The organism is Priestia sp. J2 (genome assembly GCF_020790095.1).
Taxonomy (GTDB): domain Bacteria; phylum Bacillota; class Bacilli; order Bacillales; family Bacillaceae_H; genus Priestia; species Priestia zanthoxyli.
In genome coordinates, this window is the sequence record NZ_CP086208.1 from 95,001 (window position 1) to 119,385 (window position 24,385).

At 39.4% G+C, this 24,385-nt stretch carries 25 protein-coding genes and 2 other annotated features; all 25 genes read left to right on the forward strand.

What is annotated here, in order from left to right; all coding sequences use genetic code 11:
* Positions 1-125: 125 nt before the first annotated feature.
* Positions 126-587 (forward strand): CtsR family transcriptional regulator, encoded by a 462-nt coding sequence (locus LJY09_RS00515; RefSeq protein WP_013054895.1) that lies wholly within the window; start codon positions 126-128, stop codon positions 585-587.
* Between the two features lie 41 nt (positions 588-628).
* Complete coding sequence (locus LJY09_RS00520) at positions 629-1,171, forward strand: protein-arginine kinase activator protein McsA (RefSeq protein ID WP_028412656.1); 543 nt, start codon at positions 629-631, stop codon at positions 1,169-1,171.
* A 3-nt stretch (positions 1,172-1,174) separates the two neighbouring features.
* Positions 1,175-2,248: a protein-arginine kinase McsB gene (locus LJY09_RS00525; RefSeq protein ID WP_013054897.1), complete on the forward strand. Its 1,074-nt coding sequence runs from the start codon at positions 1,175-1,177 to the stop codon at positions 2,246-2,248.
* 20 nt (positions 2,249-2,268) lie between these two features.
* Positions 2,269-4,710, forward strand: a complete 2,442-nt coding sequence (gene clpC, locus LJY09_RS00530; RefSeq protein WP_014462041.1) for an ATP-dependent protease ATP-binding subunit ClpC — start codon at positions 2,269-2,271, stop codon at positions 4,708-4,710.
* 123 nt (positions 4,711-4,833) lie between these two features.
* Positions 4,834-6,210 (forward strand): DNA repair protein RadA, encoded by a 1,377-nt coding sequence (radA, locus tag LJY09_RS00535; protein WP_013054899.1) that lies wholly within the window; start codon positions 4,834-4,836, stop codon positions 6,208-6,210.
* 3 nt (positions 6,211-6,213) lie between these two features.
* A complete protein-coding gene (gene disA / locus LJY09_RS00540; RefSeq protein WP_013054900.1) occupies positions 6,214-7,293 on the forward strand; it encodes a DNA integrity scanning diadenylate cyclase DisA in 1,080 nt (359 codons plus the stop codon).
* Positions 7,294-7,440: 147 nt separating this feature from the next.
* Entirely contained in the window at positions 7,441-8,538 is a 1,098-nt protein-coding gene (locus LJY09_RS00545; RefSeq protein WP_014462040.1) for a PIN/TRAM domain-containing protein, read from the forward strand.
* Positions 8,539-8,563: 25 nt separating this feature from the next.
* Entirely contained in the window at positions 8,564-9,265 is a 702-nt protein-coding gene (ispD, locus tag LJY09_RS00550) for a 2-C-methyl-D-erythritol 4-phosphate cytidylyltransferase (RefSeq protein WP_028412657.1), read from the forward strand.
* Positions 9,262-9,741: a 2-C-methyl-D-erythritol 2,4-cyclodiphosphate synthase gene (ispF, locus tag LJY09_RS00555; protein WP_013054903.1), complete on the forward strand. Its 480-nt coding sequence runs from the start codon at positions 9,262-9,264 to the stop codon at positions 9,739-9,741. Before ispD ends, ispF begins: the two co-directional genes overlap by 4 nt.
* 105 nt (positions 9,742-9,846) lie before the next feature.
* Entirely contained in the window at positions 9,847-11,304 is a 1,458-nt protein-coding gene (gene gltX, locus LJY09_RS00560; RefSeq protein ID WP_028412658.1) for a glutamate--tRNA ligase, read from the forward strand.
* 39 nt (positions 11,305-11,343) lie between these two features.
* Positions 11,344-11,567 (forward strand) — a binding site (T-box leader).
* Between the two features lie 72 nt (positions 11,568-11,639).
* Positions 11,640-12,296, forward strand: coding sequence for a serine O-acetyltransferase (gene cysE, locus LJY09_RS00565; protein ID WP_025753192.1), 657 nt, complete (start codon positions 11,640-11,642; stop codon positions 12,294-12,296).
* Positions 12,286-13,683, forward strand: coding sequence for a cysteine--tRNA ligase (cysS, locus tag LJY09_RS00570; protein WP_033580789.1), 1,398 nt, complete (start codon positions 12,286-12,288; stop codon positions 13,681-13,683). The genes cysE and cysS overlap by 11 nt, the downstream gene beginning before the upstream one ends.
* A 7-nt stretch (positions 13,684-13,690) precedes the next feature.
* Positions 13,691-14,116: a Mini-ribonuclease 3 gene (locus LJY09_RS00575; protein WP_013054907.1), complete on the forward strand. Its 426-nt coding sequence runs from the start codon at positions 13,691-13,693 to the stop codon at positions 14,114-14,116.
* Positions 14,106-14,849: a 23S rRNA (guanosine(2251)-2'-O)-methyltransferase RlmB gene (rlmB, locus tag LJY09_RS00580; protein WP_014462034.1), complete on the forward strand. Its 744-nt coding sequence runs from the start codon at positions 14,106-14,108 to the stop codon at positions 14,847-14,849. Before LJY09_RS00575 ends, rlmB begins: the two co-directional genes overlap by 11 nt.
* Positions 14,850-14,851: 2 nt before the next feature.
* Complete coding sequence (locus LJY09_RS00585; protein WP_013081364.1) at positions 14,852-15,361, forward strand: NYN domain-containing protein; 510 nt, start codon at positions 14,852-14,854, stop codon at positions 15,359-15,361.
* Between the two features lie 68 nt (positions 15,362-15,429).
* Positions 15,430-16,080, forward strand: a complete 651-nt coding sequence (sigH, locus tag LJY09_RS00590) for an RNA polymerase sporulation sigma factor SigH (protein ID WP_028412660.1) — start codon at positions 15,430-15,432, stop codon at positions 16,078-16,080.
* Positions 16,081-16,161: 81 nt separating this feature from the next.
* Entirely contained in the window at positions 16,162-16,311 is a 150-nt protein-coding gene (rpmG, locus tag LJY09_RS00595; RefSeq protein WP_013081365.1) for a 50S ribosomal protein L33, read from the forward strand.
* A gap of 53 nt (positions 16,312-16,364) precedes the next feature.
* Positions 16,365-16,544, forward strand: a complete 180-nt coding sequence (gene secE / locus LJY09_RS00600) for a preprotein translocase subunit SecE (RefSeq protein WP_013054912.1) — start codon at positions 16,365-16,367, stop codon at positions 16,542-16,544.
* A gap of 195 nt (positions 16,545-16,739) precedes the next feature.
* On the forward strand, positions 16,740-17,273 hold the full coding sequence (nusG, locus tag LJY09_RS00605) for a transcription termination/antitermination protein NusG (protein ID WP_014462032.1): 534 nt from the start codon (positions 16,740-16,742) through the stop codon (positions 17,271-17,273).
* A gap of 165 nt (positions 17,274-17,438) precedes the next feature.
* Positions 17,439-17,864 carry a 50S ribosomal protein L11 gene (gene rplK / locus LJY09_RS00610; protein WP_013054914.1) on the forward strand — a complete coding sequence of 142 codons (426 nt, stop codon included), beginning with the start codon at positions 17,439-17,441 and terminating at the stop codon, positions 17,862-17,864.
* A gap of 110 nt (positions 17,865-17,974) precedes the next feature.
* Positions 17,975-18,670, forward strand: a complete 696-nt coding sequence (gene rplA / locus LJY09_RS00615; RefSeq protein ID WP_013054915.1) for a 50S ribosomal protein L1 — start codon at positions 17,975-17,977, stop codon at positions 18,668-18,670.
* A 65-nt stretch (positions 18,671-18,735) separates the two neighbouring features.
* Positions 18,736-18,879 (forward strand) — a sequence feature (ribosomal protein L10 leader region).
* 40 nt (positions 18,880-18,919) lie between these two features.
* Complete coding sequence (rplJ, locus tag LJY09_RS00620) at positions 18,920-19,420, forward strand: 50S ribosomal protein L10 (protein WP_013054916.1); 501 nt, start codon at positions 18,920-18,922, stop codon at positions 19,418-19,420.
* A 44-nt stretch (positions 19,421-19,464) separates the two neighbouring features.
* Positions 19,465-19,827 carry a 50S ribosomal protein L7/L12 gene (gene rplL / locus LJY09_RS00625; protein WP_013054917.1) on the forward strand — a complete coding sequence of 121 codons (363 nt, stop codon included), beginning with the start codon at positions 19,465-19,467 and terminating at the stop codon, positions 19,825-19,827.
* Positions 19,828-19,939: 112 nt separating this feature from the next.
* A complete protein-coding gene (locus LJY09_RS00630) occupies positions 19,940-20,542 on the forward strand; it encodes a class I SAM-dependent methyltransferase (RefSeq protein ID WP_028412661.1) in 603 nt (200 codons plus the stop codon).
* Between the two features lie 245 nt (positions 20,543-20,787).
* Positions 20,788-24,351 carry a DNA-directed RNA polymerase subunit beta gene (gene rpoB / locus LJY09_RS00635; protein WP_028412662.1) on the forward strand — a complete coding sequence of 1,188 codons (3,564 nt, stop codon included), beginning with the start codon at positions 20,788-20,790 and terminating at the stop codon, positions 24,349-24,351.
* Positions 24,352-24,385 lie beyond the last annotated feature (34 nt).

Consider the following 24,385-nt stretch of genomic DNA (forward strand, 5'->3'; position numbering starts at 1 on the left):
TAAATTTTAGTGGCAACGATAAAAGTAAAGAATAAACTTTAATAGTACATAGTTGAAAATTTTTTCGTTTCCTTTTATATTTAAATTAAGGTCAAATATAGTCAAAGTCAGAAGGAGGGGGCAGCGTGCCAAATATCTCTGACATTATCGAACAGTATTTAAAACAAGTACTTGAATTAAGTGAAAGAGAAATTGTTGAAATAAGGCGCAGTGAGATTGCTGATAAATTTCAATGCGTTCCGTCGCAAATTAATTACGTTATCAATACCCGCTTTACGGTTGAGAGAGGTTACCTTGTAGAAAGTAAGCGAGGCGGCGGCGGATTTATTCGTATTGCAAAAGTAAAAATGCATGATGCAGCGGATTTGTTTCAGCAAGTGATTGAGATGATTCAAAATGAAATTTCACAAGTAAGTGCTGAAAATGTCATTATTAGGTTAGTTGAAGAAAAAGTCATCACAGAACGAGAAGCAAAAATCATGTTGAGCGTTATCAATCGTTCAGTTATTAATATTGAACTTCCTTATCGTGATGAGCTAAGAGCCAATCTTTTAAAAGCAATGCTTAATTCATTACGCTACCGATAAGCTCATGATCTATTTTATTTAGAACAGGGAGTGATGACAGGATGATTTGTCAGCAATGTGAAACGAGACCTGCAACTCTTCACTTCACAAAAATTATTAATGGTGAAAAGACGGAGATGCACGTATGTGAACAATGCGCTTCAGAAAATGGAGATGCATTTTCTTTTTCAAATCAGCAAGGTTTTTCAATCAATAACTTACTAGCTGGCCTACTTAACCTAGACCCAGCAGTAACTGAAAATTATAAGAAACAAAGTCAGGACGTTCTTTCTTGTCCTACTTGTGGCATGACATATCAAAAATTTGCTAAAATCGGCAGGTTTGGATGTGCAGATTGCTACAAAACATTTGAGCGACCTCTTATTCCTTTCTTGAAGAGGCTGCATGGAGGTAATTATCTACATCATGGAAAAATACCAGCAAGAATTGCAAGTAATCTTCATTTAAAAAAGGAATTACAGGCATTAAGATTGAACTTAAAAGAGTATATCGAAAAAGAGGAGTTTGAGAAAGCAGCCGAACTCCGAGATCACATTCGATTACTAGAAAAGAAGATGAACGAATCGAGAGAGGAGGAAGCGTAATTCATGTCCCAGGATTTGTTCTTTTCCCAGCCTGTTAGCTCTTGGATGCGTCAAGAAGCTTCGAATTCAGATATTGTGCTAAGCAGTCGAATCAGGCTGGCTCGAAATTTAACTCATTATCTTTTTCCAACTCTCTTTTCTAAAGAACAAGCAGTTGAAGTGGTTCGAGTATTTGAGCAAGTTTTTCAAAAAAGCGAGAACACCAATCAGTGGAATTTGCATTTACTAAAGATGAACGAATTACAGCCTCTTCAAAAGCAAGTGTTGGTTGAAAAACATCTTATCAGTCCTAACTTGGCTGAAGGAGACAACAACGGAGCTTGTTTTTTATCAGAAAAAGAAGATTTGAGTATTATGGTTAATGAAGAAGATCATTTACGCATACAATGTTTATTTCCAGGCCTTCAATTATCTGAAGCTTTAAGCACAGCGAATAAAGTAGATAATTGGATTGAGAAATACGTAGATTATGCGTTTGATGAAAATAGAGGGTATTTAACCAGCTGTCCCACAAATGTGGGTACTGGGCTACGTGCATCTGTGATGATGCATCTGCCGGCTTTAGTGATGACCCGTCAAATTCATCGTATTATTCCCGCTATTAACCAGCTTGGCTTAGTGGTGAGAGGAATTTATGGAGAAGGTAGCGAAGCTTTAGGGAATATCTTTCAAATTTCTAATCAGATAACCTTAGGGAAATCTGAAGAAGATATTGTGGCAGATTTAAATAGTGTCGTACAGCAGTTAATTACACAAGAGCACTCTGCAAGAGACGCACTGTTTAAAACATCTCATGTAGAGTTAGAAGATCGAGTGTATCGTTCATATGGAGTATTGGCCAATAGCCGTATTATTGAGTCCAAAGAAGCTTCACAATGTTTATCAGATGTTCGATTAGGAATCGATTTAGGGTATATAAAAGGACTGAGTCAAAATATATTGAATGAACTTATCATTATGACGCAGCCAGGCTTTTTACAAAAGTATTCGGGAGGGCCCCTAAAGCCTCAGGAACGTGACATTAAAAGAGCCACCTTAATTCGAGAACGTCTCACTATAAATAAAAACACAAATTAAACGTGGAGGGTGACGATTATATGATGTTTGGTAGATTTACAGAGCGCGCACAAAAAGTATTAGCTTTAGCACAGGAAGAAGCACTACGCCTAGGTCACAACAACATTGGAACGGAGCACATTTTATTAGGTATCGTTCGTGAAGGTGAAGGAATTGCAGCAAAAGCTCTTTCTGCTCTAGGCCTAAGCACTGAAAAAATTCAAAAAGAAGTGGAAGCATTAATTGGCAGAGGCCAAGAATTAACGCAGACCATTCATTATACACCTCGAGCGAAAAAAGTCATTGAACTTTCAATGGATGAAGCCCGAAAGCTTGGTCATTCTTACGTAGGAACAGAACATATCTTACTAGGCTTAATTCGTGAAGGTGAAGGCGTTGCAGCACGCGTTTTAAATAATCTAGGTGTCAGCCTAAATAAAGCTCGTCAGCAAGTACTTCATTTATTAGGTAGCAATGAAGCTGCTTCAAGCCATCAAGGCGGAGGTTCTTCAAATGCCAATACACCTACGCTAGACAGCTTAGCACGCGATTTAACAGTTGTAGCGCGCGAAGGAAGCTTAGACCCTGTTATCGGACGTGGGAAAGAAATTCAGCGTGTTATTGAAGTGTTAAGCCGACGTACAAAAAACAATCCTGTATTAATTGGGGAGCCAGGTGTCGGTAAAACGGCAATCGCTGAAGGTTTGGCTCAGCAAATCGTCAACAATGAAGTTCCAGAAATTTTACGTGACAAACGCGTTATGACTTTGGATATGGGAACGGTCGTGGCTGGTACAAAATATCGCGGAGAATTTGAAGATCGCCTGAAGAAAGTAATGGATGAAATTCGTCAAGCAGGTAATATCATTCTCTTTATCGATGAGTTACACACATTAATTGGCGCTGGTGGTGCAGAAGGTGCTATCGATGCTTCTAATATTTTAAAACCGTCTCTTGCTCGTGGAGAACTTCAGTGTATCGGTGCTACGACTTTAGATGAATACAGAAAATATATTGAAAAAGATGCAGCGTTAGAGCGTCGCTTCCAGCCAATTCAAGTGGATGAACCAACGTTGGAAGAGTCTATTCAAATCTTAAAAGGGCTTCGTGACCGTTATGAAGCGCATCACCGAGTATCTATTTCTGATGAGGCAATCGAGCAAGCGGTGAAACTATCAGATCGCTACATTTCGGATCGTTTCTTACCGGATAAAGCAATCGATTTAATTGATGAAGCTGGTTCAAAAGTGCGTTTACGTTCATTTACAACGCCGCCAAATTTAAAGGAATTAGAGCAAAAATTAGAATCAGTACGCAATGAAAAAGATGCGTCTGTTCAAAGTCAAGAATTTGAAAAAGCAGCATCTTTACGCGACACAGAACAACGCCTACGCGAAGAATTAGAAGACACAAAGAAAATTTGGAAAGAGCAGCAAGGTAAAGAAAACTCAGCTGTAACCGTAGAAGATATTGCGATGGTGGTATCTAGCTGGACGGGTGTACCGGTCTCTAAACTGGCACAGGAAGAGACAGAAAGACTGCTAAACATGGAAGAGATTCTTCACTCTCGTGTAATTGGGCAAGAAGAAGCGGTAAAAGCAGTTGCAAAAGCTGTGCGCCGTGCTAGAGCAGGCTTGAAAGATCCAAAACGCCCAATTGGTTCATTCATTTTCTTAGGACCAACAGGGGTTGGTAAAACAGAGCTTGCACGCGCATTAGCGGAGTCAATCTTTGGCGACGAAGACGCAATGATTCGTATCGATATGTCTGAGTACATGGAGAAACATTCTACTTCACGCTTAGTAGGTTCACCTCCAGGATATGTTGGATACGAAGAAGGCGGCCAGTTAACGGAAAAAGTAAGAAGAAAACCTTACTCAGTTGTTCTTTTAGACGAAATTGAAAAAGCACATCCGGATGTATTTAACATTTTATTACAAGTGTTAGAAGATGGACGCTTAACAGATTCAAAAGGCCGTACAGTTGATTTCCGTAATACGATTTTAATTATGACATCAAACGTAGGTGCGGACACATTAAAACGAAGCAAGCACTTAGGGTTCACAGTAGAAGCAGAAGGCCAAGACTACAAAGATATGAAAGGAAAAGTAATGGCGGAAATGAAGCGCGCATTCCGTCCGGAGTTCCTAAACCGTATAGATGAAATTATCGTCTTCCATTCATTGGAGAAACCTCACTTAGCTGAAATCGTTAAATTAATGGCGGACCAGTTAACAAAACGCTTAAAAGAGCAAGAAATTGATCTTGAATTAACAAAAGAAGCAATTGATAAGATTGCAGAGGAAGGTTTTGACCCAGAATACGGCGCTCGTCCACTTCGTAGAGCAATTCAAAAACATATTGAAGACCGTTTATCTGAAGAGCTGCTAAAAGGGGTTGTTCAAAAAGGTCAGAAAGTGACGCTAGATGTAGACAAAGGAGAATTTGTTGTTAAATCCTCCGCTCCAAGCAGCATCAGCTAAATTTACTCAAACCAAGACGAGGCATACGAAAAAACACGTATGCCTCCCTTTTTATTTTAGCTTAGGAAATAGTGTACAATAGAGGTAGAAATCGATTGAATGAACGGAGAGATTGATAACATAATGGCGAAACGAAAAACAAAATTTGCATGTCAGCATTGCGGATATGAATCCGCAAAATGGATGGGGAAATGTCCTGGATGCGGAAGCTGGAATTCGATGGTGGAAGAAATGGAAGAAACGAAATCATCACGCCGAGGAGCTTTTTCCGGAGCTACTGCTTCTAAAGTTCAAAAACCTCAGTCAATTACAGCGATTGAATCTACAACAGAACCACGGATTTTTACACCTTCTGCAGAGTTAAACCGTGTATTAGGAGGCGGTATTGTCAGAGGGTCACTCGTTTTAATAGGGGGAGATCCGGGTATCGGAAAGTCTACTTTACTTTTGCAAACCTCCGCGCAGTTAGCAATGAAACAAAATAAAGTACTATATATTTCGGGAGAGGAATCAACCAAACAAACGAAGTTAAGAGCGGACAGGCTAGGTGTAAAAGCTGAAGAGCTTTATGTTCACGCAGAAACAAACTTAGAATTAATACTAGAGGCCATCTCAAGCATGCAGCCTGATTTTGTGGTGATTGATTCAATTCAAACCATTTACCATGCTGATGTGACATCAGCGCCAGGAAGCGTCTCACAGGTGCGAGAGTGTACGGCTGAACTAATGCGTGTTGCTAAAACGAATGGCATTGCCATCTTTATTGTGGGTCATGTAACGAAAGAAGGGGCCATTGCGGGTCCAAGACTTCTTGAGCATATGGTAGATACGGTTCTTTATTTTGAAGGAGAGCGCCATCATACGTATCGTATATTAAGAGCGGTTAAGAACCGATTTGGATCTACAAATGAAATGGGCATTTTTGAAATGAAAGAAAGTGGGCTAGAAGAAGTATTGAATCCATCTGAAATCTTTCTAGAAGAACGGTCTCAGGGAGCAGCAGGTTCGGTTGTTGTCGCTTCAATGGAAGGGACAAGACCCGTATTAGTAGAGCTGCAGGCGCTAATCAGTCCAACGAGCTTTGGAAACCCTAGAAGAATGGCGACAGGAGTAGATCATAATCGCGTTTCGCTTATCATGGCTGTCTTAGAAAAGCGTGTAGGAATGCTGCTGCAGAATCAAGATGCTTATTTAAAAGTAGCAGGTGGAGTGAAATTAGATGAACCAGCAATCGATTTAGCTGTAGCCGTTAGCATTGCTTCAAGCTTCAGAGATGCTGCTTCTAGCGCTACAGATGTTATTGTAGGAGAGGTAGGATTAACAGGCGAAGTACGCCGAGTGTCTAGAATTGAACAGCGCGTTCAAGAAGCGGTAAAATTAGGGTTCCAACGAATTATTATTCCGGAGAAAAATTTAGGAGGATGGAAAGTCCCAGATGGTATTGATGTGATTGGGGTATCAACAGTAGCGGAGGCTCTGCAATATACATTAGGAGGATAAGCAGTGGAAGGAGAAAAAACAACAGTTAGTCAAAAACAAATATCAGAAATTCTGCAGTTTGTAGCACCAGGAACCCCTATTCGTGACGGTATCGATAACGTCTTGCGGGCAAAGACGGGCGGCTTAATTGTTATGGGCTACAATGAACAAGTCAAAAAGATGGTAGATGGAGGATTTTCGATTAATTGTGCATTTACACCTGCGCATTTATACGAGTTAGCAAAAATGGATGGAGCGCTTATTTTAAACGACAGCGGAAGCAAGATATTGTTTGCTAATGCTCAGCTCATGCCAGATCCCTCTACCCCTTCTTCACAGACAGGAATGCGTCACCGTACAGCGGAGCGCGTAGCTAAGCAGTCAGGTGTATTGGTGATAGCCATTTCACAAAGACGGAATGTGATTACGCTTTACAAAGGGTCTCTGCAGTATGTATTGAAAGACATTAGCGTTATTTTAGCAAAAGCGAATCAAGCGCTTGGAACCCTTGAAAAGTACAAGGCGGTATTAGATGAATCGATTACAAGTCTCAGTGCATTAGAGTTTGAAGAGCAAGTAACTCATACAGATGTGCTGCAGTCGCTTCATCGTACAGAAATGGTTTTGCGTATTAAAAATGAAATTTTGAGCTATATTAGCGAGTTAGGAACAGAAGGAAGGCTAATTCGTCTCCAAATGAATGAACTGCTTTCTCACTTAGAGGAAGAAGCAACTTTATTAATCAAAGATTATATGTATGACCTCAGCTTTGACCCTTACCGAGTGATTGAACGCATGCAGCAGCCGTCAAATAATGTTCTTCTCGATGACCAAACGCTCCTTCGCTTAATGGGATATCCTATGTATACAAGCTTTGAAGACAGCGTTATTCCTAGAGGGTATCGAATGCTTCATAAAATTCCAAGACTTCCATCGATTATTATTGAAAATCTCATTGATGAATTAGGGGATTTAAAAACGATAGCAGATGCGTCGGTAGAAGAATTGGATGAGGTAGAAGGCATCGGTGAAATTCGAGCACGGAAAATTAGAGAAGGCCTAAAAAGACTAAAAGAGCAGCATCTTACAAACCGTCAGCTATAGGATATTAATTGACATTAAATGTTTGATTCATTAAGATATTGTGAAAATACAAAAAAAGTGACAGTTTGTTTACAAATTCTGTTTTTTGGTTAAATAACAGGTTTCAATCATTGTAAACTGTTTATAATGATAAAGGGAGGTGAAGGCGTGTTAAAACGTTTTGTACAGTTATTTTTTATTATTACAGGTGGTACATTGGGCGTCTTTTTTATACCTGAACTTATTCAATTATTAAATCTGCAAGATGTAGCATTTCTAGAAAAACCTTACGTCGATGCAATACTGGGAGCTATTTTGTTTTTCCTTGTCACGTTTTGGATTGTTGATTATATAGTTGAATTAATTCGCCGAGTGGAAGAGGCGTTGCTGAAGGCGCCTGTAACGGATGTACTTTTTGGTAGCTTAGGATTGATTTTAGGGCTTATTGTAGCCTACTTGGTCGGAGCTTTTTTAGGCAGAATTCAACTTCAAGTAGTAAGTACCATTTTACCAATCTTTCTAAGTATTCTTTTAGGTTACTTAGGGTTTCAAGTCGGGTTTAAAAAACGTGATGAGCTTGTGAACGTGTTTTCCATGCCATCTCGAATTGGGAAGAAAAAAGGGCAAGAAGAAGAAGCAGATAATGAAGAATCACTAAAGTCTCTTAAAATTTTAGATACAAGCGTTATTATTGACGGTCGTATCGCAGATATTTGTCAAACAGGATTTTTAGACGGAACGATTGTTATTCCGCGCTTTGTGCTTGAGGAACTTCAGCATATTGCTGATTCGTCGGATGTTCTAAAACGAAACAGAGGTAGACGAGGTCTAGATATTCTAAACCGTATTCAAAAGGAACTGGCAATGAAGGTAGAAATTTATGAAGGCGATTTCGAAGACATTCAAGAAGTGGACAGTAAGCTGGTCAAATTGGCAAAGCTGACTTCTGGGTTGGTCGTTACAAACGACTTTAATTTAAATAAAGTATGTGAACTTCAAAATGTCGGCGTCTTAAATATTAATGACTTAGCAAATGCCGTTAAGCCAATTGTGCTTCCGGGAGAAGAAATGAATGTGTTGGTTATAAAAGATGGTAAAGAGCATAATCAAGGTATTGCCTATCTTGATGACGGTACAATGATCGTGGTAGAAGAAGGAAGAAATTACATTGGAAAGCAAATTGATGTACTGGTGACGAGCGTACTCCAAACCTCAGCAGGCCGTATGATTTTTGCGAAACCCAAGTTATTAGAAAAAGCACTGTGACGTAACAGGTAAAGGGAGTATACCTATGAAGTATGAAATTATCGTTTTAGCTGCAGGGCAGGGGAAGCGAATGAAAGCGGGGCGGAACAAACAATTTTTAACTATTCAAAACGTTCCGCTTATCATTCATACGCTGCAAAAATTCGAACAAGATCCTTGGTGCAGTGGAATTGTACTAGTTGTAAACGAAAAAGAAGTGGCGATTTTTGAAGAGTTATTAACTGAATATCCAATTCAAAAGGTTCAATCATTGACAGTTGGAGGCGATGAACGTCAACATAGCGTTTATAACGGCCTTAAAAGTCTAAAGCAGGCTCAAATGGTATTAATTCATGATGGCGCTCGACCATTTGTTCAACAAAACACAATCCATGAGTTAGTAGAAAAAGCTGCTAGTGATAAGGCTGCTGTACTGGCTGTTCCAGTAAAAGACACAATTAAGCGTGTGGAACAGGGGACTGTCATTGAAACAGTTGAGCGCTCTAGCTTGTGGGCTATTCAAACGCCGCAGGCTTTTCTTTTTGATGTAGTAATGGATGCACACGAAAAAGCAAAAACAAATGAATACTTAGGCACCGATGATGCAAGCTTAGTAGAAAAAGCGGGACAAAAAGTATCGATTGTAGAGGGAAATTACGATAATATAAAACTAACAACACCAGAAGATTTGTTATATGCAGAAGCTATATTAACAAAGCTAAACAGGACTGAAGGAGTGGAAAAATGAACATTCGAGTAGGACAAGGTTTCGACGTACATGAATTTGCAGAAGGAAGACCTTTAATCATCGGCGGTTTAGAAATTCCGTATGAAAAAGGATTATTAGGCCACTCAGATGCAGATGTGCTGTTACATACAATCGCAGATGCCTTATTAGGAGCGGCGGCTAAAGGAGATATCGGAAAGCATTTTCCGGATACAGACCCTGAATTTAAAGATGCTGATTCAGCAAAGCTTCTTCAACACGTATGGAAACTACTAAAAGATGAAGGTTATGAATTAAGCAATGTAGATTGCACGATTATCGCGCAAAAACCTAAAATGGCTCCTTACATTGAACCAATGAGAGAGCGTATTGCGCAGCTGTTAGAAGCAAGCATTTCTCAAATTAACGTCAAGGCAACAACAACAGAAAAGTTAGGTTTTACGGGACGTGAAGAAGGAATCGCTGCCCAAGCAGCCGTTTTAGTTTATCAAAAATAAAAACAGTTGACTTTGACAGATACCTATTTGGTGATAAAATTAGAACATGTCTAAAACATATAAATACATACTATAAGTAATATTAAATTGGAGGTCATCTTAGTTATGTCAAGCGAAGTAAGAGTTCGTTATGCCCCGAGTCCAACTGGACATCTTCATATAGGGAATGCAAGAACAGCACTATTTAATTATTTATTTGCACGAAATCAAAACGGTAAATTTATTATCCGTATTGAAGATACAGATCAAAAGCGTAATATCGAAGGCGGCGAAGAAAGTCAGCTGCGCTATTTAAAATGGTTAGGTATTGAATGGGATGAAAGTATCGACGTAGGCGGGGAGTACGGTCCTTACCGCCAGTCTGAACGTACGGAAATCTATCAAAAATATACGGAAGAACTTCTTGAAAAAGGATTAGCTTATCACTGTTACTGTACGTCAGAAGAGCTTGAAAAAGAGCGTGAAGAACAGCAGGCGAACAGTCAAATGCCGCGCTATTCAGGTAAGTGCCGTAACTTAACAGCTGAACAGCGTGCTGAACTAGAAGCAGAAGGCCGTGAGCCGAGCATTCGCTTCCGTGTTCCTAGTAACACAGAAATTAAGTGGAATGATATTGTCAAAGATGAAGTATCGTTTGAGTCTGAAGGCATTGGTGATTTCGTTATTGTGAAAAAAGACGGTACACCAACATATAACTACGCTGTAGCCATTGATGATTATCTAATGAAGATGACACATGTTCTACGCGGAGATGACCATATTTCCAATACACCGAAGCAAATTCTTGTGTATGAAGCTTTAGGCTGGACGCCTCCTGTATTTGGTCATATGACGTTAATCGTAAATGAAAATCGTCGCAAGCTAAGTAAACGTGATGAGTCAATCATTCAGTTTATCGAGCAATATAAAGAATTAGGCTACTTGCCAGAAGCACTATTTAATTTTATTACAATGCTTGGCTGGTCACCTGTGGGAGAAGAAGAAATTTTCTCTAAAGAACAGTTTATTGAAATTTTTGACCCAGCTCGTTTATCAAAATCTCCAGCACTATTTGATACAAGCAAATTACGTTGGATGAACAACCAATACATGAAACAATTGGATTTAGACGAGGTAGTAGCTTTATCAGTTCCTCACTTAGTGAAAGCTGGAAAAGTTGAAGAAACGCGCGATGCAGAAACAGAACAATGGGTACGTGACTTAGTCGCTCTATACCAAGAACAAATGAGCTTTGGCGCTGAGATTGTTGAACTTACTGAAATGTTCTTTAAGAAAGAAATTGATTACAGTGAAGAAGCAAAAGCAGTACTTGCTGAAGAACAAGTACCGGAAGTGTTAAAAGCATTTGCTGAAGAGATTTCTTCCTTAGAAGAATTCAGCGCTGATGAAATTAAGGCAGCAACAAAGGCTGTACAAAAAGCAACAGGTCAAAAAGGTAAAAAACTATTTATGCCAATTCGTGTAGCAACAACAGGCGAAACACACGGTCCCGAGCTTCCAAAAGCTATTTCTCTTTTAGGGAAAGAAACAGTTTTAGCTCGTCTAGAAAGCATTTATAGTTAACAAATTTCTATTTTGCCCATATGATAAAATAATCAAATATGGATATCGTTGAGAAGGAAGAGTAGGCAAGTTCATTGCATATCAGAGAGGGTTATCACCGGCTGAAAGTAACCTATGACAAAACTTGTTGAAGTGCGCCTTTGAGTCTTTTGTTGAATGCTACTAAGTAAGTAGGCAAAAGCGGTTACTTTCACGTTATGAGAGAAGAGTTGGGATTGTTTGTTGATCCAAACAGAGTGGAACCGCGTATATACGTCTCTGTGTCATTTGACATAGGGGCGTTTTTTTATACAATCAATGAGTAGATAAAGGAATAGCGGAATTGGGGTGAGATGATGCTAAAGTTGTTAAAGGAAGACATTGAGGCCATATTTGAACAAGATCCTGCAGCAAGAAGTTATATTGAAGTGATATTAACCTATTCAGGGTTGCATGCTATTTGGGCACATAGATTCGCTCACGGGCTTTTTAAAAGAAAGTGGTTTTTTCTGGCACGTGTAATCTCACAAATTAGCCGATTCTTCACAGGGATTGAAATTCATCCGGGTGCGAAAATTGGCCGCCGCTTTTTTATTGACCACGGAATGGGAATTGTTATTGGGGAAACGTGCGAAATTGGAGATAATGTAACAGTATATCAAGGAGTAACACTCGGAGGAACAGGGAAAGAAAAAGGAAAGCGTCACCCGACGATTGAAGACAATGTCTTAATTGCAACAGGTGCTAAAGTGCTAGGGTCGATTACGATTCATGCGCACTCCAAAATTGGAGCAGGTTCAGTTGTGTTAAATGACGTCCCAGAAAACTCAACGGTTGTCGGTATCCCTGGCCGAGTCGTCATTCAAAATGGCGTCCGGATTCCAAAAGATTTGAATCATCAAGATTTGCCAGATCCAGATGCAGAGCGTTTCAAACAGCTAGAGAAAGAAATTTTACACCTGCAAAATCAATTAAAGGAATTAAAAGAAGGGAAGATTCACCATGGCAATTAAGCTATATAACACGTTAACACGTCAAAAAGAGACGTTTGTACCGCTAGAAGAAAACAAAGTCAAAATGTACGTGTGCGGACCGACGGTGTATAACTATATTCATATTGGAAATGCGCGTCCTGCGATCGTATTTGATACGGTGCGCCGCTATTTAGAATTTAGAGGCTATGACGTGGAGTATGTCTCAAACTTCACAGATGTGGATGATAAATTAATTAAGGCAGCAAAAGAGTTAGGAGAAGATGTTCCAACGATCGCAAACCGCTTTATCGATGCCTACTTTGAAGATACTTCAGCTCTTGGATGCAAGCATGCCGATGTGCATCCACGCGTAACTGAAAATATGGATATCATTATTGAGTTCATTGACGAACTGGTGAAAAAAGGTTATGCATATGAGTCAGAGGGCGACGTATACTATCGTACACGTAAGTTTGAAGGATACGGAAAATTATCACATCAGTCTATTGATGAATTGCAATCCGGTGCTCGTATCGAAGTTGGAGAAAAGAAAGAAGATCCATTAGACTTTACTCTTTGGAAAGCAACCAAAGATGGAGAGATTGCATGGGATAGTCCTTGGGGTCAAGGAAGACCAGGCTGGCATATTGAATGCTCGGCGATGGCACGCAAGTATTTAGGTGATACAATTGATATCCACGCGGGAGGTCAGGATTTAGCTTTCCCTCATCACGAAAATGAAATTGCTCAATCAGAAGCGCTCACTGGGAAATCGTTTGCGAAATACTGGCTTCATAACGGATATATCAATATTGATAATGAAAAGATGTCTAAATCACTAGGGAATTTCGTGTTAGTTCATGACATTATTAAAAAGCATGATCCTTCTCTACTTCGATTCTTTATTTTATCTGTTCACTATCGTCACCCAATTAACTATAACGAGGAAATTTTAGAGAATACGCGCAAAGGGTTTGAACGTCTGCAAACAGCTTACGGCAACTTAACTCACCGTCTAGAGGCAGCAACAAATCTTCAAGAAGATGCTTCAGAATGGTTCGAAAAGCTAAAAGAGCTCCGCGAAACCTTTGTTGAAGAGATGGATGATGATTTTAATACGGCAAATGCCATTTCTGTTCTGTTCGAGCTAGCAAAGCAAGCTAACTTGTATTTATTAGAACAAACAACGTCTACAGATGTAATTGAAGCCTTTATTAAAGAGTTTAAAGAACTAGGTGCTGCAATAGGCATTGCATTTGGAGAAGCTGAACTTTTAGACGAAGAAATTGATCAATTGATCCAAGATCGTATTCAAGCTCGTAAAGATCGTAATTTCCAATTAGCAGATCAAATTCGAGATGAATTGAAGGCTAAAAATATTATTTTAGAAGATACGGCGCAAGGAACAAGATGGAAAAGAGGATAATAGTGTTATGAGCAGCAGTAAATTAGATGTAAAACAGCTAAATAGCTTAGCTCTTGCTTATATGGGTGATGCGGTGTTTGATTTACATGTTCGCCGCCACCTGCTGGTGTTAGGGACAGTGCGCCCTAACCAGCTTCATAATAAAGCTAAAAAATACGTATCAGCAAAAGCACAAGCACAAATCGTATATTATTTTAAAAATGAAAACTTTTTTACTGAAGAAGAAGAAGGTGTACTGCGCCGAGGACGCAATGCAAAGTCTGGTACAGTCCCTAAAAACACAGATGTGCAAACGTATCGCTACAGTACAGCATTTGAAGCGGTCGTAGGCTATTTGTATCTTTTAGGTGAAGAAGAAAGAATGATGGAACTTATTACTAAAGCTATCTCTTTCGTCGATGAAGGAGAGGGAGGAATGAATCATGGAACATGAATTTATCATTGGACGTAATCCGGTCCTAGAAGCCCTAAAGTCTGGGCGTGACATTAACAAACTATGGATTGCCGAAGGATCGCAAGGCGGTTCTATGGGGCAAATCACGCAGTTAGCAAAACGTAATGGTGTATTGGTGCAGTTTGTACCGAAAAAGAAAATTGAGCAAATGGTAGACGGTATTCATCAAGGAGTAGCTGCACAAGTTGCTGCTTATCAGTATGCAGAGTTAGATGATTTATTTAACTTAGCGGAAAAACGTAATGAAAGTCCGTTTTTCCTTCTATTAGATGAGCTCGAAGATCCCCATAATTTAGGTTCTATTATGCGAACAGCTGATGCCGTTGGCGCACACGGTATCATTATTCCAAAGCGCCGTTCAGTTGGATTAACGGCCACTGTAGCAAAGGCGTCTACAGGAGCGATTGAACATATTCCTGTAGCAAGGGTAACAAACCTATCAAGGACGATTGATGAATTAAAAGATCGAGGCGTATGGATTGTTGGAACGGATGCGAAAGAAAGTGACGATTACCGCAACTTAGATGGAGGTATGCCGCTTACGTTAGTGATTGGAAGTGAAGGAAAAGGCATGAGTCGTTTGATTCGTGAAAAATGCGACTTTCTTGTACAGCTTCCAATGGTTGGGCATGTTACATCGTTAAATGCATCTGTAGCAGCTAGTCTTCTCATGTATGAGGTTTACCGAAAACGCCATCCTCTAGGTGAATAAAAATGGATATTCTACTGGTGGATGGTTATAACATGATAGGTGCGTGGCCCGACCTAAGAAAGCTTAGAGATAATGATTTAGCGGGTGCTCGAGACCTGTTAATTGAAAAGATGGCAGAGTATCAAGCATATATGGGGTATCGTGTCATTATTGTCTTCGATGCTCATATGGTCGAAGGAATTGAAAAGAAGGCAAAAAATCATAAGGTTGACGTTGTATTTACACGAGAAAATGAAACAGCGGATGAGTACATTGAAAAGCTAGCTCAAGAGCTAAACAATGTAAAGACACAGATTCATGTTGCTACATCTGATTTTACGGAGCAGTGGGCAATCTTTGGACAAGGTGCGCTTAGAATTTCTGCTCGAGAATTATACAACGAAATTGAGCAAATTGAGAAACATATTAATCTTGATGTGAAGTCTATTCAAAATCAAAAGCCAGCGGCACGCATTCAACTTTCCAATCAAGTAGCCGAAATTTTCGAAAAATGGCGCCGGGGACAGCGGTGAGGTTATTGACGGTACGGAATTAGCTACTGTATAATATTTCTATCTACTGTGCGGTCGGGGGGATCGATATGGGCGATACTTATGGGAGAAAACTGCATGCTCATTTCGAACAACAAGAGGATGAAACAGTTGTCGATCTTGTGCATAAAGGCGATATTGACGCATTAGAGTATTTGATTCATAAATACAAAAACTTTGTGCGAGCAAAGGCGCGGTCGTATTTTTTAATTGGGGCAGACCGTGAAGATATTGTACAAGAAGGTATGATAGGGTTATACAAGGCAATTAGAGATTTTAGAGAAGATAAGCTAACTTCGTTTAAAGCTTTTGCTGAACTTTGCATTACCAGGCAAATTATTACCGCTATTAAAACCGCAACAAGGCAAAAACATATTCCATTAAACTCTTATGTATCATTGGACAAGCCAATATATGATGAAGAGTCCGACCGAACCTTAATGGATGTTATTTCGGGGACAAAAGTAGCAAATCCAGAAGAGCTGCTCATTAATCGAGAGAAGTTTGATGATATTGAATTAAAGATGGCTGAACTGTTAAGTGATCTTGAGCGAAAAGTTCTCGTTCTTTATTTAGATGGTCAATCTTATCAAGAGATTTCAGAAGAGTTAAACCGCCACGTCAAATCCATCGATAATGCACTTCAGCGTGTGAAGAGGAAATTAGAGCGCTACCTCGAGATTCGTGAAATCACAATGTAGCCTTCTATCCTCATATTGACATGCTAAGAAAGTCTGTGATACTTTTTTATAGACATTATCACTCTATAGGTGGTTGACATTATGCGTAAAAAAGTTGTACTTGCGTGTGTGCAATGTGCTAGTCGTAACTATACGACTATGAAAAACACACAGCAAAACGAAGAGCGTTTAGAAATGAAGAAGTTTTGCAAAACGTGTAACGCACATACGATTCATCGTGAAACAAAGTAGATCAATAATCTGCACAGACTAATACCCCTTTTAATTTATTGGAGGTTACAAACATGAACCGTGTAGGAAATTTCTTGCGTGATGTTGGGCGTGAGATGAAGAAGGTAAGTTGGCCTAAAAAAAATGAGCTAACTCGTTATACAATTACTGTTATTTCTACAGTTGTATTTATGACACTCTTTTTTGTAGTAGTTGATTACGGAATTTCGTCACTTATTCGTTTAATCCCTTGAATAAATTGACTTAAATCATGGTATAATAAAGCTAAATTATGTTTTTTTCAGAAAAGCCCGGAGACGGGTTTTTTAATTTGCTTTAAGAATGATTGTGCTAGGAGTCAACTATTTTCCTAGTGCGTTGTCTGTGCAATAGATTAGGACATCTTATTTTATAGTGAGCTGGGAGGGAAGGACGTATAGTCCTCAGAAATGGAGAAAAATTGGTATGTAGTCCATACTTATTCTGGATATGAAAATAAAGTAAAAACAAATTTAGAAAAGCGCGTAGAAACAATGGGTATGCAAGATAAAATTTTCCGCGTTGTTGTTCCTGAAGAAGAAGAAAGAGAAATTAAGAACAACAAAGAAAAGATTACAAAGAAAAAAGTATTCCCAGGGTACGTGTTAGTTGAAATCATCATGACAGATGATTCATGGTATGTAGTTCGTAATACACCTGGAGTTACGGGCTTTGTAGGTTCAGCAGGTTCTGGATCAAAGCCAACTGCTCTTCTACCAGAAGAAGTAGAAATGATCTTAAAACAAATGGGCATGGACGAGCAGCATGCTGACTTTGACTTTGAACTAAAAGAAACAGTATTGGTTCAAGAAGGTCCGTTTGCAAACTTCGAAGGTACCATTGAAGAAATCGATACAGATAAACGTAAAGTTAAGGTTCATGTCGATATGTTCGGAAGACAAACGCCAGTAGAGCTAGACTTTACACAAATTGAAAAAATATAATCTGTAAGACCTTGCAATTCATGAAGTTTAATGTTAATATTTCATAAGTCAGTATGTCTCAAAACTAGAGACTAAAACAACTATTTCTTTATTTTATATATAAAGAACATTGAGTGGGAGGGCATCGCCCTATTACCACATCACGGACTTAAGGAGGTGTGTCTCGTGGCTAAAAAAGTAATTAAACTTGTTAAGTTACAAATTCCTGCAGGTAAAGCAAATCCAGCGCCACCAGTTGGTCCTGCATTAGGTCAAGCCGGTGTTAACATCATGGGTTTCTGTAAGGAGTTTAACGCTCGCACAGCTGATCAAGCTGGTCTTATCATTCCTGTTGAAATCACGGTATTTGAAGACCGTTCATTTACATTTATTACGAAAACTCCACCTGCTGCTGTACTACTTAAGAAAGCGGCTGGTATTGAGTCTGGTTCTGGTGAACCAAACCGTAATAAAGTTGCAACAGTCAAGCGTGACAAAGTGCGTGAGATTGCTGAAACTAAAATGCCTGACTTAAACGCTGCTAGCGTTGAATCTGCAATGCGCATGGTAGAAGGTACAGCGCGCAGTATGGGAATCGTAGTTGAAGACTAATTCCATTTGATTGGGTGTTAGAAGGTTGCGAGAAATGGAAGTTTTCCTATGCTCGCAACCTTTATTAGTGGGAGGTTATTCCGTTAAAACCACATAAGGAGGAAACAAAAATGGCTAAAAAAGGTAAAAAGTACGTTGAAGCTGCTAAGCTTGTAGATCGTACACAGACTTATTCAGTACAAGAAGCGATTGAATTAGTAAAGAAAACAAACACAACTAAATTTGATGCAACTGTAGAAGTAGCATTCCGTTTAGGAGTTGACCCTAAGAAAGCTGACCAACAAATTCGTGGTGCAGTAGTACTACCAAACGGTACAGGTAAAACTCAACGTGTATTAGTATTCGCTAAAGGCGAAAAAGCTAAAGAAGCTGAAGCTGCAGGCGCTGACTACGTTGGCGATGCTGACTACATCAACAAAATCCAACAAGGTTGGTTCGAGTTCGATGTAATCGTAGCTACTCCAGACATGATGGGTGAAGTTGGTAAACTTGGTCGTGTATTAGGACCTAAAGGTTTAATGCCAAACCCTAAAACTGGTACAGTAACATTTGATGTTCAAAAAGCAGTTAACGAAATCAAAGCTGGTAAAGTAGAATACCGTGTTGATAAAGCTGGTAACATCCACGTACCAATCGGTAAAGTATCTTTCGAAGAGAGCAAGTTAGTTGAAAACTTCACTACAATCTTCGAAACTATGGTAAAAGCTAAGCCGGCAGCAGCAAAAGGCACATACATGAAGAACGTAGCTGTTACTTCAACAATGGGCCCTGGTATCAAAGTTGATACTGCTTCATTCTCTGCTTAATAAATTTGGAAATAAATCGGTGTTGACTTTTTGAAAGTCCCTGATTATAATAGATAATGTTGTTAAAAAGAATAACATTTGTACCGTAGACAGTAGGTGCTGCAAAGCTTAATTTCCTACCGAGGTGTGTGAGATAAATTAGTGAAACGTTATGGTTCGCTTACTACACCTCCATGTCTTTATTGTCATGGAGGTTTTTTATTGCACCTTGTCTGAGTGTACGGAAGGAAATCTACAGGAGGTGTAAAGATGAGCAACGTAATTGAACAAAAGAAACAAGTCGTAGACGAAATTGCTGAAAAACTTCAAGCGAGTAACTCAATAGTTGTCGTTGACTACCGTGGTTTGAATGTTGCTGAAGTTACTGAACTTCGTAAGCAATTACGTGAAGCAGGCATTGAGTTCAAAGTTTACAAAAACACTTTAACTCGCCGTGCTGTAGAAAAACTTGAACTAACAGATCTTAATGATGCGTTAGTAGGTCCAAATGCAATCGCATTTGGTGGAGAAGATGTTGTTGCTCCAGCTAAAATTTTAAACAACTTCGCTAAAGAACACGAAGCGTTAGAAATCAAAGCTGGTGTAATTGAAGGTAATGTTGCATCTGTTGAAGAAATTAAAGCACTTGCAGAACTACCATCTCGCGAAGGCTTACTTTCTATGTTGCTTAGCGTGCTTCAAGCTCCAATTCGCAACCTTGCTCTTGCTACAAAAGCTGTGGCAGATCAAAAAGAAGAACAAGGTGCATAATCTAGTCTGTTATATATAACACAATCACAAGGAGGAAATTAACAATGACTCAAGAACAAATCATTGAAGCAGTTAAAAATATGACTGTTTTAGAACTTAACGATTTAGTAAAAGCAATCGAAGAAGAATTTGGCGTAACTGCTGCTGCTCCTGTAGCTGTAGCTGGCGGTGCTGCTGGTGAAGCTGCTGCTGAGAAAACTGAATTTGACCTAGTACTTGAAAGTGCTGGCGGACAAAAAATCAAAGTTATCAAAGTAGTACGTGAAATCACTGGTCTTGGCTTAAAAGAAGCTAAAGAAATCGTTGATAACGCTCCAAAAGCTCTTAAAGAAGGTATTTCTAAAGAAGAAGCTGAAGAAGCAAAAGCTAAACTTGAAGAAGTTGGCGCTTCTGTAGAAGTTAAGTAATTATTGCTTAACAACTGATATAAAAAAGCTCGCTTGTACAAGCGAGCTTTTTTGCTTCTGTCATCCTTTTCATTTATAGTAAAGAAGAACATATTGATTAGGAGGTTCTATTTTGACAGAACATTATTTTTCTAATACACCATCGTCTGCAAGTAATGAAGAGCGCTTTTCATTTGAATTGAGAGGAACCTCTTTTTCATTTACGAGTGACAGCGGTGTTTTTTCAAAAAAAGAGATCGATTTTGGATCGCGCCTGTTAATTGAAACGTTTCAAATGCCTGAGAGTCCCGGCCCGCTTCTGGATGTTGGGTGCGGATATGGCCCGATTGGGTTGGCTCTTGCAAAAGAGGATAGCCAAAGAAACGTTCATATGGTCGATGTTAATGAACGTGCATTAGCACTAGCTCAAAAAAATGCTGAAGTTAATTCAGTATCAAATGTTTCAATCTATCAAAGCTCTTGCTATGAAAATGTGAAGGAAACGAATTTTGCAGCTATTCTTAGTAATCCGCCGATCCGTGCGGGTAAAAAAGTTGTTCATGAAATTCTAGAAAAGTCATTAGATCACCTTGCTGACCAAGGAGAACTTTGGATTGTGATTCAGAAAAAGCAAGGAGCGCCATCTGCTCTTGTGAAATTAGAATCTCTATTTAATGAAGTAGAAGTAGTAGAAAAGAAAAAAGGGTATTATATCATATGTGCTAAAAAATGTTGACTAATATTTTTTAGTATGTTAGCATTATAAAATGCCAATATATAAATATTCCATATAAGCTCGGGTTATACATAAAATAAAAGGTATAATTTTGAATTATATGGGAAAAACTAATAAAATCAATAGTACGTTTTTATGAAATTGTGGTTTTCTATTTAAAGAGACCATTTTTCTTTTGTTCAATAATAAACATATGGTTTATTATATATTTTGAATAATAACGCTTGATTTGAGGGGTGAATCAGTTGACAGGTCAACTAGTTCAGTATGGACGCCACCGCCAACGCAGAAGTTATGCTCGTATTAGTGAAGTTTTAGAGTTACCGAACTTAATCGAGATTCAAACGGCTTCATACCAATGGTTTTTAGATGAAGGTTTACGAGAAATGTTCCAAGATATTTCTCCAATTGATGATTTTACAGGTAACTTATCACTAGAATTTATTGATTACAGCTTAGGTGAGCCAAAGTATTCAGTAGGAGAGTCTAAAGAACGTGATGTAACTTATGCAGCACCTCTTCGTGTTAAGGTGCGGTTAATTAATAAAGAAACAGGTGAAGTAAAAGACCAAGATGTGTTCATGGGAGATTTCCCATTGATGACCGAAACAGGTACCTTTGTAATTAATGGTGCTGAGCGTGTTATCGTATCACAGTTGGTTCGTTCACCAAGTGTTTACTATAGTGGAAAGCTTGATAAAAACGGTAAAAAAGGATATACAGCAACTGTTATCCCTAACCGTGGTGCATGGCTAGAATATGAAACTGATGCAAAAGATGTAGTATACGTGCGTATTGATCGTACTCGTAAACTGCCAGTAACAGTGCTGTTACGCGCGCTAGGTTTCGGTTCTGACCAAGAGATTATCGATTTAATCGGTGATAATGAATACATCCGTAATACGCTTGAAAAAGATAATACGGAAACAACGGAAAAAGCGCTATTAGAAATCTATGAGCGTTTACGTCCGGGTGAACCACCGACAGTTGAGAATGCGAAGTCTCTATTAGTATCTCGCTTCTTTGATCCAAAACGATATGACTTAGCGAACGTAGGTCGCTATAAAATTAATAAAAAGCTTCATATCAAACATCGCTTATTTAATCAAAAGCTAGCTGAAACATTAGTTGATCCTGAAACAGGTGAAATTATTGCAGAAAAAGGCGCAATGATTGATCGCCGTCTGCTAGATCGCTTGATTCCGATGCTTGAAGGTGGAGTAAACTTCAAAACTTATAGTCCGGTTGGTGGAGTAGTAGAAGACGATGTTACATTACAATCTATTAAGATTTATGCGCCAAATGATCCAGAAGGTGAAAAAGTCATCACTGTATCAGGCAACGCTTATGTAACAGAAGAAGTTAAAAATATCACACCTGCTGATATTTTAGCATCAATCAGTTACTTCTTTAACTTGCTTCATCAAGTAGGAGACACAGATGATATCGACCACTTAGGTAACCGTCGTCTGCGTTCTGTAGGTGAATTGTTACAAAACCAATTCCGTATCGGTTTATCTCGTATGGAACGTGTTGTTCGTGAAAGAATGTCAATTCAAGACACGAATACAATCACACCTCAACAATTAATTAATATTCGTCCAGTTATTGCGGCGATTAAAGAGTTCTTTGGAAGTTCTCAATTATCACAGTTCATGGATCAAACGAATCCATTAGGCGAATTGACGCACAAACGTCGTCTTTCAGCTCTAGGACCTGGTGGTTTAACGCGTGAACGCGCTGGTTTCGAAGTGCGTGACGTTCACTACTCCCACTATGGCCGTATGTGTCCGATTGAAACGCCAGAGGGTCCGAATATCGGGTTAATCAACTCACTTTCTTCTTATGCAAAAGTAAACAAATTCGGTTTCATCGAAACACCTTACCGTCGTATCGATCCTGAAACAGGTAAAGTGACAGAGCGAATTGACTACTTAACAGCTGATGAAGAAGATAACTATGTTGTAGCCCAAGCGAACGCTCGTCTAGGTGATGATGGTTCATTCTTAGATGAAAATGTCGTTGCACGTTTCCGTGGAGAAAACACGGTTATCCGTCGCGATCGTTTAGACTATATGGATGTATCACCAAAACAAGTTGTATCTGCCGCTACAGCATGTATCCCATTCTTAGAGAACGATGACTCTAACCGTGCATTAATGGGTGCGAACATGCAACGTCAAGCAGTACCTTTATTAAATCCTGAAGCACCAATCGTAGGTACAGGTATGGAATATGTATCTGGTAAAGACTCTGGTGCAGCCGTGATTTGTAAATACCCTGGCGTTGTAGAGCGCGTAGAAGCAAAACAAATTTTTGTTCGCCGCTATGAAGAAGTAGACGGACAAAAAGTTAAAGGTAACTTAGATCAATACAAATTATTAAAATTCGTTCGTTCTAACCAAGGTACTTGTTACAACCAGCGTCCAATTGTTTCAGTTGGCGACGAAGTAGTAAAAGGTGAGATCTTAGCCGACGGTCCTTCAATGGAAAAAGGTGAGCTTGCTTTAGGACGAAACGTAATGGTTGGTTTCATGACATGGGATGGTTACAACTATGAGGATGCCATCATCATGAGTGAACGCCTTGTGAAAGACGATGTATATACGTCTGTTCATATTGAAGAATATGAATCTGAGTCTCGTGATACGAAACTTGGACCTGAAGAAATTACGCGTGACATTCCAAACGTAGGTGAAGATGCGCTTCGCAACTTAGATGAGCGTGGAATCATCCGCATTGGTGCAGAAGTAAAAGATGGAGATCTTTTAGTTGGTAAAGTAACGCCAAAAGGTGTAACAGAACTAACAGCTGAAGAACGTCTTCTACACGCTATTTTCGGTGAAAAAGCGCGTGAAGTTCGTGATACTTCTCTTCGTGTACCGCACGGCGGCGGTGGAATTATCCTTGATGTTAAAGTCTTCAACCGTGAAGATGGCGACGAATTACCACCAGGTGTAAACCAATTAGTCCGTGTATACATTGTTCAGAAGCGTAAAATTTCTGAAGGTGACAAAATGGCCGGTCGTCACGGTAACAAAGGTGTAATTTCACGTATTTTACCGGAAGAAGATATGCCTTACCTACCAGACGGTACGCCAATTGACATCATGTTAAACCCATTAGGGGTACCATCTCGTATGAACATCGGTCAGGTGCTAGAGCTTCATTTAGGTATGGCTGCTCGTAAGCTTGGCATTCACGTTGCGTCTCCAGTATTTGATGGTGCGCGTGAGGAAGATGTTTGGGCAACAATCGAAGAAGCTGGCATGTCTCGTGATGCTAAAACAGTTCTATATGATGGTCGAACAGGTGAACCATTCGATAACCGTGTATCAGTAGGAATCATGTACATGATCAAACTTGCTCACATGGTAGACGATAAACTTCACGCTCGTTCTACTGGACCATACTCACTTGTTACACAACAACCACTTGGTGGTAAAGCGCAGTTCGGTGGACAGCGTTTTGGTGAGATGGAAGTATGGGCACTTGAAGCATACGGTGCTGCTTATACATTACAAGAGATCTTAACAGTGAAATCAGACGACGTAGTAGGTCGTGTGAAAACATACGAAGCAATTGTTAAAGGTGAAAACATTCCAGAACCTGGCATACCTGAATCGTTCAAAGTATTAATCAAAGAACTACAAAGTTTAGGTATGGATGTGAAGATGCTTTCTGCTGACGAGCAAGAAATTGATATCATGGACTCAGAAGAGGACCATGAGCAACCAACAGAATCAATTATTGCAGATAACGAAGAAAGCCTTTCTGAAGGACAAAAAGATCCTGTCACAAAAGAGTAAGGAATTACTTTCATATAAACGTTAAGGGAAAAAA